Origin of the sequence: Burkholderia dolosa (assembly GCF_902499135.1) — a bacterium.
GTDB classification, from domain to species: domain Bacteria; phylum Pseudomonadota; class Gammaproteobacteria; order Burkholderiales; family Burkholderiaceae; genus Burkholderia; species Burkholderia dolosa.
Window position 1 is genome coordinate 1 of sequence record NZ_CABVPR010000110.1, and the last position, 9,176, is coordinate 9,176.

The 9,176-nt window shown below is 68.5% G+C and carries 9 protein-coding genes and 1 pseudogene; 6 read left to right on the forward strand and 4 right to left on the reverse strand.

The features are described from left to right. Positions 1-136: 136 nt before the first annotated feature. The 4 genes and pseudogenes from BUB20358_RS27195 to BUB20358_RS28805 form a co-directional block, all read left to right on the forward strand. A complete protein-coding gene (locus tag BUB20358_RS27195; RefSeq protein WP_035971640.1) occupies positions 137-1,363 on the forward strand; it encodes a patatin-like phospholipase family protein in 1,227 nt (408 codons plus the stop codon). Between the two features lie 475 nt (positions 1,364-1,838). Continuing rightward, positions 1,839-2,720 carry a ferritin-like domain-containing protein gene (locus tag BUB20358_RS27200; RefSeq protein WP_006763273.1) on the forward strand — a complete coding sequence of 294 codons (882 nt, stop codon included), beginning with the start codon at positions 1,839-1,841 and terminating at the stop codon, positions 2,718-2,720. 159 nt (positions 2,721-2,879) lie between these two features. Next, positions 2,880-3,356 carry a D-glycero-beta-D-manno-heptose 1-phosphate adenylyltransferase gene (gene rfaE2 / locus BUB20358_RS27205; protein ID WP_006763274.1) on the forward strand — a complete coding sequence of 159 codons (477 nt, stop codon included), beginning with the start codon at positions 2,880-2,882 and terminating at the stop codon, positions 3,354-3,356. Between the two features lie 234 nt (positions 3,357-3,590). Continuing rightward, positions 3,591-3,767, forward strand: a pseudogene (locus BUB20358_RS28805) (DUF6708 domain-containing protein); the annotation flags it as partial. A 369-nt stretch (positions 3,768-4,136) separates the two neighbouring features. Here BUB20358_RS28805 and BUB20358_RS27210 read toward each other — a convergent pair. From BUB20358_RS27210 to BUB20358_RS27220, 3 genes are all read right to left on the reverse strand, one after another. Continuing rightward, positions 4,137-4,379 carry a hypothetical protein gene (locus BUB20358_RS27210; protein ID WP_035971641.1) on the reverse strand — a complete coding sequence of 81 codons (243 nt, stop codon included), beginning with the start codon at positions 4,377-4,379 and terminating at the stop codon, positions 4,137-4,139. 328 nt (positions 4,380-4,707) lie between these two features. Beyond that, positions 4,708-5,496 (reverse strand): type III pantothenate kinase, encoded by a 789-nt coding sequence (locus tag BUB20358_RS27215; RefSeq protein ID WP_035971642.1) that lies wholly within the window; start codon positions 5,494-5,496, stop codon positions 4,708-4,710. Then, positions 5,493-6,413, reverse strand: a complete 921-nt coding sequence (locus BUB20358_RS27220) for a biotin--[acetyl-CoA-carboxylase] ligase (RefSeq protein WP_035971643.1) — start codon at positions 6,411-6,413, stop codon at positions 5,493-5,495. Before BUB20358_RS27220 ends, BUB20358_RS27215 begins: the two co-directional genes overlap by 4 nt. Positions 6,414-6,775: 362 nt before the next feature. On the opposite strand from BUB20358_RS27220, the gene BUB20358_RS27225 reads away from it, so the two are divergent. Next, complete coding sequence (locus BUB20358_RS27225) at positions 6,776-6,934, forward strand: hypothetical protein (RefSeq protein ID WP_158380470.1); 159 nt, start codon at positions 6,776-6,778, stop codon at positions 6,932-6,934. Positions 6,935-7,082: 148 nt separating this feature from the next. After that, positions 7,083-8,561, forward strand: a complete 1,479-nt coding sequence (locus BUB20358_RS27230; protein WP_081293566.1) for a PhoPQ-activated pathogenicity-related family protein — start codon at positions 7,083-7,085, stop codon at positions 8,559-8,561. A 73-nt stretch (positions 8,562-8,634) separates the two neighbouring features. Here BUB20358_RS27230 and BUB20358_RS27235 read toward each other — a convergent pair. Then, positions 8,635-9,176 (reverse strand): tetratricopeptide repeat protein (locus tag BUB20358_RS27235; RefSeq protein ID WP_174905159.1); only part of this gene is annotated, 542 nt, incomplete at its 5' end.

The following is a 9,176-nucleotide window of genomic DNA, read 5'->3' on the forward strand; positions in this document are numbered from 1 at the left end:
CGCCGCGCCGCGCAAGCCGGCGGCGAAACGCGCAAAGCCGGCCGGCTCCGCCGCCGCGCGCGCGGCGGCCGCTTCGTCGCCGGAAACCCGTCCGCCGAAGCGTTCAACGTGACGCGGCTGCGCTAGCTGGTCGATCATGCGGCTCGCGCTCGTTCTGATGGGAGGCGGCGCCCGCGCCGCTTATCAGGTCGGCGTGCTGAAGGCGCTGGCCGAGATCGCGCGCGAGGCCGATCCGCAGCGGCACACGCTGCCGTTCGCGGTCGTGTGCGGCTCGTCGGCCGGTGCGATCAACGCGACGTCGATCGCGAGCCACGCGGACGATTTTTCTCATGGCGTGCGGCGCCTGCTCGAATTCTGGGAACATCTGCGCGCCGACTACGTGTATCGCACCGACTGGCTCGGCATCGCGGCGGCCGGCGCGCGCTGGCTCGCGACGATGACGTTCGGCTGGGCGGCGCGCCGCTCGCCGCGCGGACTGCTCGACAACACGCCGCTCGCGCACCTGCTGCAGCGCGAGCTGAGCTTCCACCGGATCGAGCAGATGCTCGAGGCACGGCTGCTGCACGCGCTCGCGGTGACCGCGCTCAGCTATTCGAGCGGCCGGCATCTGACGTTCTATCAGGCGGCCGAGCCGATCCAGGCGTGGCGGCGTGCACAGCGCACCGCGCGGCTCGTCGATCTGTCGGCGTCGCACCTGCTCGCGTCGTCGGCGATCCCGTTCGTGTTCCCGGCCGTGCCGCTCGTGCTCGACGGGCAGATCGAATACTTCGGCGACGGCTCGATCCGGCAGATCGCACCGCTGTCGCCGGCAATCCACTTCGGTGCGGACTGCATCGTCGTGGTGGGCGCGGCCGACCCGCGGCCCGAGATCCCGGCCGCGAACGGCGCGGGGCTCGTGCGCGGCTATCCGACGCTCGCGCAGATCGGCCAGCAGGTGCTCGCGAGCGTGTTCCTCGACTCGATCGGCTCGGACATCGAGCGCATCGAGCACATCAACCGGATGATCGAGCACCTGCCGCACCAGGTCGAAGTCGACAGCGGCTGGCGGCACGTCGACGTGCTCGCGATCGCGCCGTCCGAGCGCATCGAGCTGATCGCCGCGAAGCACCTGAAGCAAATGCCGGCGACGATGCGCGGGCTGCTCGGCGCGGTCGGCGGCAGCCAGCCGGCCGGCGCATCGTTCGCGAGCTATCTGCTGTTCGAGGAGGCGTTTACGCGCGAGCTGATCGAGCTCGGCTACCGCGATGGCCGCGCGCAGCGCGACACGCTCGCCGACTGGATCGCCCGCGCGGACGGCGGCGGCGCGACGGCTGCCGGCGGCGTATCGGACGACGGCCGCACGGCGGGGCAAATACGGGTCTGACGCGTTCCCATCATGCTTTCGGTCGCGCTTTCGGTTGTACTTTCGCGACGGCCGAGCGCGACGGATCGCCGCACGCCGATGCGCGGCGCCGAGGGGCGGGCAGTGTCTCGGAACCGACATGCACGCGTGCTATCATGGCCGCCGCCGAATAAACCATATCGAGCAGCCCGCCGATCCGGCATCCGCACGGGGACCCTGTCGGGACCCGCCTGGGGCAGGGGACGGGTTCGCCAGCGAGCCGGCCAGCGCCGGCCCCCACTCAGGCATGCGCGGCCGGTTCCGCTCGAGCGGAGCGCGGCCCCGCGTGCGTCACGGCGGCGGCGCGGCCGCCCGGCTGCGGACGTGGAATCTGCGTTCGCGGGCCGGTTTCCCGCGTAAAATTAGAGTCTTGGCTGCAAAACGCGCGCACGCGCGCGTGCGCGGCAACAGTCACGTTTAGAGAAGTCGCATTGCGCAGAACAGGGGCGGGACCATCATGAACACCATGCTTTATCCGGAACTTTACAAGTCGCTCGAAGCCGTCCGCTGGGACATGGAGAAGGACATCCCGTGGGACAAGTTCGACGCTTCGCTGCTCACAGACGAGCAGGCGCGGACGATCAAGATGAACGCGATCACCGAATGGTCCGCGCTCCCGGCCACCGAGATGTTCCTGCGCGACAACCAGCACGACAGCGACTTTTCCGCATTCATGAGCGTGTGGTTCTTCGAGGAGCAGAAGCACTCGCTGGTGCTGATGGAATACCTGCGCCGCTTCAAGCCGGAACTGGTGCCGACCGAAGAGGAACTGCACGCGGTGCGCTTCGAGTTCGACCCGGCGCCGCCGCTCGAGACGCTGATGCTGCACTTCTGCGGCGAAATCCGCCTGAATCACTGGTATCGCTGCGCAGCCGACTGGCACACCGAGCCGGTGATCAAGCACATCTACGAAACGATCTCGCGCGATGAAGCGCGCCATGGCGGTGCGTATCTGCGCTACATGAAGAAGGCGCTGAACAATTGCGGCGACGTCGCGCGCGCGGCGTTCGCGAAGATCGGCGTGCTGATGGCGTCGGCGCGCCGCACCGAGAAGCCGCTGCATCCGACGAACCTGCACGTGAACCAGGCGCTGTTCCCGCGCGATACCGTGCAGTCGCGCCTGCCGGATCCGGAGTGGCTCGAGCGCTGGCTCGACGAACAGATCCGCTTCGACGGCGAGTGGGAAAAGAAGGTCGTCGAACGCATTCTGCACAACCTGTCGATTCTGTTCGAGCGCACGTTCGCGACCGCGCAGGAACTGAACCGCTATCGGAAGGAAGTGACGAGCCGCTTGCAGGCGACCGAAGGCGGCCCGTCGTCGGCTGCGCAACCGGCCTGACGCTGTAACGCGCGCCGGCCCGCCGGCCGTAGCTTGCCGCTCGGCGTCCGTGCATGAAGCCCGCCTGCGTCGTCCGGCGGGCTTTTTTGTCTGACGCTGCGGCGTTCCCGTTTCGCGCATTGCGCGCTCCGTTCGTTTCGATTCACGCCGACTTTCATCATGCCCGCCACTTTCGAACGCAAATTGATCAGCCGCGACGCACTCGTCGCGATGCGCGCTTCGCTGCCGTCGCCCGTCGTGTTCACGAATGGTGTCTTCGATATCCTGCACCGCGGTCACGTCACGTATCTCGCCGATGCGAAGGCGCTCGGCGCATGCCTGATCGTCGGCGTGAACAGCGACGCGTCGGTACGCATGCTCGGCAAGGGGGACGACCGCCCGATCAACGGTGAAGACGACCGGATGGCGCTGCTTGCCGCGCTCGAGAGCGCCGACTGGGTCGTGAAGTTCGAGGAAAAGACGCCGGTGTCGCTGATCGAGGCCGTGCGTCCCGACATTCTCGTGAAGGGCGGCGACTACGATATGGACGCGCTCCCCGAATCGGCGATCGTGCGCGGCTGGGGCGGCCGCGCGCTCGCGATTCCGTTCGAGCACGATCGGTCGACTACGGCGTTGTTGAGGAAGGTGCGTGGGTAGGTAGGGGCTGTAAGGTTCTGGTTCTTGCCGTGCCGAAATCCCGCTATTTGTATCGGATGTATTCGATTGGCGGTGCGACCTTTATGGTCGCCGTCTGATGGGCTCGGTTGCCGAGGCGATACTTACGTGGGGCGACCGGTGTTCCACATCCGGCATTACACGGTCGACGACCACGGCAACGTCACGCGTGTGTTCTCGATCGGCCGGGAGTGGACCGGCAAACGGCAAGTCGAAATGGCGCTCGCGCAGTGGAACTGCTGGTGCATGTACATGAACGGCGGCCCGAACGGTTTGCCCAAACCGATGCTGTTTCACACGCAGCGCGAGACGCCGCGCGAGTCGTTCCTGTTTTCGCTGTACGGCTTCGGGATGCGTGCGCCGGTCTTCGTTCGCCTGCTGATGATGCCGCTGACTCTGGTTTTCACCGTGATGCGAATCGTTGCGAACGCAACGTGCCGCGATCCTGTCTGGCGCTGGCGCAATCGAGAAAATTTCCGCGGTGGCGCCCGACGACCTTTACGCGGAACCGCGCTCAGGGACGCCTGTCGGATGGGCGGATACCGTGCTGGCCCAGCAGCGCGGCGAGTACCCGAAAGATCCCAGAACGCGTGCGGAAGGCTGGACGGGCGAACCCGACGGCAGAATTCACGCGGCAGCCTGGCTCGAGAATCCTGGCGTCGACAGGCGTACTCGGCAGCACGTAGCCTAGAGAAGGTACGCGCACAACGGCTTCGACCCGAGCGGCACGCGCTGCGCGTTGCACAACGACTCGCGCCTGCCTTACTGCGCAGACGCCGCGAGCGGCTCGGCCGCAACCGCCGGCGGTGCGATCGGACCGCCGACCAGCGGCTGGTCGGTCGGCTGCGCGAGCGGCGTCGCGTGCAGTGCATCGGGCCGCACCTGACGCGACAGCACGTCCGGATCGCGCGCGCCGGCCGCCGGCAGCGGCCCGAACACGCCGCGCGCCGCCACGAACGCGAGCAGGTTGGCGAGAAAGAGAATAGCGATCAGCCAGCGCAGCATCGTCGACACTCCTCGTCGTCGTCATTCACTCAGTCATTCCGTCGCTCACTCCGGCCGCCCACAAGCCGATACGGCCGGTCTTTTCGTTGCCCTTGCAACGTCCATTCGCGCTTGCGGTGCCTTGCACGTACCGCTTCCGAACGTCGCTCGCCGTGCGCAGCCTGTCGGTGGCCTTGTTCCCGCCCTCGAGCAGCGCCACTTCACATTGCCGTCACCATGACGAACCGCTGCCGGCATGCGCCGATCCGACCACCGCACCACCGCACCACCGCACCACCGCACCACCGCACCACCGCACCACCGCACCACCGCCGCCTACAACCGGCCGTCAACCCGGCGCCGCCGCATCGGCGGCAATCAGCGCGAGCCCCGACAGAATCAGCGCATCGTGCCGCGTATGCGGCAGCGTCAGCACGCGCGCGACGTCGTCGGCCGCGCCGCCGGCCAGCACGAGCCGCACGGGCGCCTGCCACGCATCGGCGAGTTCGCGCCACGCGCGCTCGATCAGCCCGGCCTGCGCATACAGGCAGCCGGCCGACAGCGAGCGCGGCGTGTCGACCTGGAACGGGTCCGCCTGCGCGCCGGCGAGCAATCCGCTCGCGATGTCGGTGGTGAGCGTCGGCAATTGCGCGGTGTGCGTGCCGAGCGAGCGCATCATCAGCGCCCAGCCCGGCGCGATCAGTCCGCCGGTGAAACGGCCGTCCGCGCGCAGCGCTTCGAGCGTCGTCGCGGTGCCGAACGTCGCGATCAGCAGATGCTCGCCCGGAAACGCGGCGTGCGCGCCGATCAGGCCGGCCCAGCGGTCGCTGCCGAGCTGCTCGGGCAGCGTGTAGCCGTTCGTCACGCCGCATTGCGCATCCCGCGCGCGAATCGTGGTGCGCGGCAAGCCGGGCCAGCGCGCGTCGAGCAGCGCGTCGAGCCGCGCGGCCACGTCGGCGCCCGCGACGTTCGAGATCCACGCGCTGCGCGGACGCGGCAGCGTCGACCAGTCGGGATCGGCGCCGCCGTCGCGCACGTGGCCGAATGTGCCGGTGTCGACGAGCGCGCGTTGCGCGTCGGCAAGCGCCCATTTGATCCGGCTGTTGCCGGCGTCGATCAGCAGGTCCGTCACGCTCATTGCGCTTCGCGCAGCGATACGTCGCCGGCCGCGATCGCCTGTACGCCGTGCGGCGTATCGAGCAGCAACTGGCCGGCCGCATCGATGCCCGTCGCGATGCCGCGCGCGCGTTCGACGCCCTGTTCGAGCAGCACGACTTCGCGGCCCGCGTACGCGTGCAGTGCATGCCAGCGCGGCAGGAACGGCGCGAGTCCGTCCGCGGCGAACTGCGCGAGCGCGGGCGTGAGCGCGTTCAGCGACGCGGCGAGCGTATCGGTGAGGTTCGCGGACGCGCACGCAGCCGACAGCGCGGCCGGCGGCAGGCCGCTCGCGAGCGTCGCTTCGCGCGCACGCAGTGCGTCGACCTGCGCGGCCACGGCTTCCGCGCCGCGCACGTTGATGCCGAAGCCGATCACGACCGCGGTCGCATCGGCAGTGGTCCACACGGTTTCGATCAGAATCCCGGCAAGCTTGCCGACAATGCGCGGCGTGCCGTCGTCGGCCGCGGTCAGCAGCAGGTCGTTCGGCCATTTGAGCGCGACGCGCGCGCCGCTGTCGAGCGGCAGCGTCGCGAGCCCTTCGGCGAGCGCGACGCCGATCGCGATGCTGAGGCCGCCGAGCGCATCGACGGGGCGCGGCACGATGCAGCCGACCGAGCACAGCAGCGCATTGCCGGGCTGCGCGAACCACGGACGGCCCTGTCGGCCGCGGCCGGCGGTCTGCTCGAACGCGACGCGCACGAGCGGCGCGGGCAATGCGGTCGCGGTGCGCGGCAGCGCTTTCAGGCGGAGCGCGAGGTCCGCGTTGGTCGAGCCGGTGGCGGCGACGATGTCGAGCGGCCACGCGCGCGGCGCGGCGTCGAGGTGCGCGTCGAGCCGGCTGCGCGCGATGTGCGCGGCACCCGGCTCGGGCGTGTCGGGGGAGGTGAGCGTATTCATGCCGTGTATTTTTCCGGAACTATGGACTGGTTGCCAGTGCGATCTGCGCGGATCGCGGGCAGGGCGCCCGGCCGGATGCGATCGCTGGCTGTTCGTCGAATCGGCCGCCGGCACGGGAATGCTTGCCGGGCAGTGCCCATTCTCGCCCGAAATACCGGTCGACGCGATTCGCAGCGGCGAAAGCGCAGCGCAGATGGAGGACGTGAACGCGCGTTGAGCGATCTTTGAGAAAGGTGGGGCGGCCGCAGTCGCATAGGTACGATGGCTGCGCTGGCTCCCGGGCGGCACGAGCATCGTGCGTCGTTCCGTGCGGTGGCGGGCGGAAACGTCGAGCAACACGGCTTCTTGCAAAGGAGGGCACTATGAATATCGCAGTCTTCTCGTCGATCGTCACCCTGTTCGCGGTGTGGTCGATCAGCGCGATCGCCTACGTCGGAATTCGGGATGGTCCGAACGCCGTCCGCCTCGTGAAGGCCCGATCCAACGGCTGCGACGATCCCCGCGCTTTGCGCCGATCGTAGTCGCCTTCGCTACGCGATCGCCACCGGCGTCTCGTTTCGCCGGCACCCTCGCGTCCTTTGTCCGACGGCCGATTTACGCGCGGCCGTCGCCATCGATGTCGGCTGCGTGCGGCAGTCGCTGCACGCAGCCTCACTGACCCACACCGACATGCGAACAAAAATCGTGGTTGTATTCGCGTGCGCCGCAGCGATGCTCGGCGGCACGCCCGGATACGCAAAACTGCCTTGCGCCGGACAGCCGAAAGCCGGCTTCGAGGACACCGTCGCCTGTTATCGTCAAGCGATCGAGAGCCAGCCGCTGCAGTACACGGTGACCGGCATCGAGAATTTGCCGGGCCTCGAACGGCGCACGTACCGGTTCACGTCCCAATCGTGGTCTCCCGATCAGCTCGTGACGCCCGCCAGATGGGAACACGAGGCCACGCTGTACATCCCCGAAGGGGCGTTGCCGCATCGCGCGCTCGTGATTGCCAACAACGGCACGCGTTATCCGCAGGGGGGCGGCGATCCTGTCGCACCGAACGACTTCGATCCGGAAACGCTCGCGTCGGTCGCGAAGAATACGCGTACCGTCGTCGTGTCGGTCAGTGACATACCGAATCAGTTCCTGACATATGCGGACGATGGTCGCGCACGTGCGGAGGACGACAGCGTCGCGCACAGCTGGTCGCTCTTCATGCAGGCGCCGCAGCAGCGGGCGACACTGCCGCTGCACGTGCCGATGGCCGCCGCTGTGTGGCGTGCGATGACGCTCGCCGAACGCGAGCTCCGGACGCTGCAGGTCGACCGGTTCATCGTGTCCGGCATTTCGAAGCGAGCGTGGATCAGCTGGCTTGCCGCAATCGGCGATCCGCGCGTCGACGCGATCGCACCGTTCGCGGTCGACTTGCTGTCGACGCGCGATGCGTTGAAAAACATGTACAGGTCGTACGGAGGAAACTGGCCGCTCGCGTTTTATCCGTACTACGCGGAAGGCATCGACCGGACGATCGACACGCCGGCGTTCGGCTCGCTGCTGGAGATCGAAGATCCGCTCGCCTATCTGGGCACGCGTTACGGCAAGCGGCTGAAGATCCCGAAATACGTGATCAATGCGAGCGGCGACGATTTCTTCGTCCCCGACAACGCGGGCCTGTATTTCGACCGGCTGCCCGGTGCCAAGGCGCTGCGGATGGTGCCGAATTCGTCGCACGCCGGCATTCGCGGCGCGACGCTCGAATCGTTGACAGCCTTCGTCAACCGCATCCAGCGCGGCGCGACGCTGCCGGAGCTCGATACGAAATTGCAGCAGACGGGCCACGGCACGGCACTTAAGCTGAAGACGCGTGAGCGACCGAAGCGCGTGGTGTTATGGCAAGCGGACAATCCGGATGCGCGCGATTTCCGCTATGCGTGCGGCATCCGCTATACGGCGAAGCCGGTGGGAACGGCCGACGCGCCGCCGCTGCGCATCCCGGTCGAGAAGCCGGCATCGGGGTGGCGTGCGGTCTTCGTCGAGGCGACGTTCGACGACGGATTCGTTGCGACGAGCCAGGCCTATATCCTCGGCGACGGTTATCCGACCGTTGCGCCGCCGGTGCACGGCGACGCTTGCAAGACCCTGCCCGGACGCGGCTTCGCGCCCTGATCGCGGCAGCGATGCGGCCGATTGCGGGCCGTGACGCGGCGGCCGTCGATGCAACGATGTGCGCGGCCGTGCGTCACGGCGCGACGACCGGATGCTTCAGCGCATGCGCGGTTTCGATCCATTGCGCGTGGAACGCGTCCGCGTCGCGCGCGAGCCCCAGCTCGCCGTTGCGATACGCCATCGCGAGCGTCTGCACGGCTTCCGGCAATTCGTGCTCGGCCGCGCGGCGATACAGCGCGAGCGCGCGGGCTTCGTCGCGCGGCACGCCGCTGCCGTCGCGATAGGCGTTGGCCAGCATGAAGTCCGCGGCCGGAATGTCCGCCCGCGACGCGACGTCGAACCAGTGCGCGGCCTGCGCGGGATCGGCCGCGACGCCGTAGCCGCTGCGGTAGATCAGCCCGAGGTAGTACGCGGCGGCCGGATCGCCGTGCGCGGCCGCATCGGCGAGCAGCGCGCGGGCGCGCGCGTAATCCTTCGGCAGGTCGGCGCTGCCGAGCAGCAGCGCCTTGCCGAGCGCGAGCTGCGCGCGCCGCGCGGCCGACGTATCCGTATCGGCGCCCGGCGCGTGCGCGGCGGTTTCCAGCCAGCGCCGCCCCTCGTCGCGCAGCGCCGGCT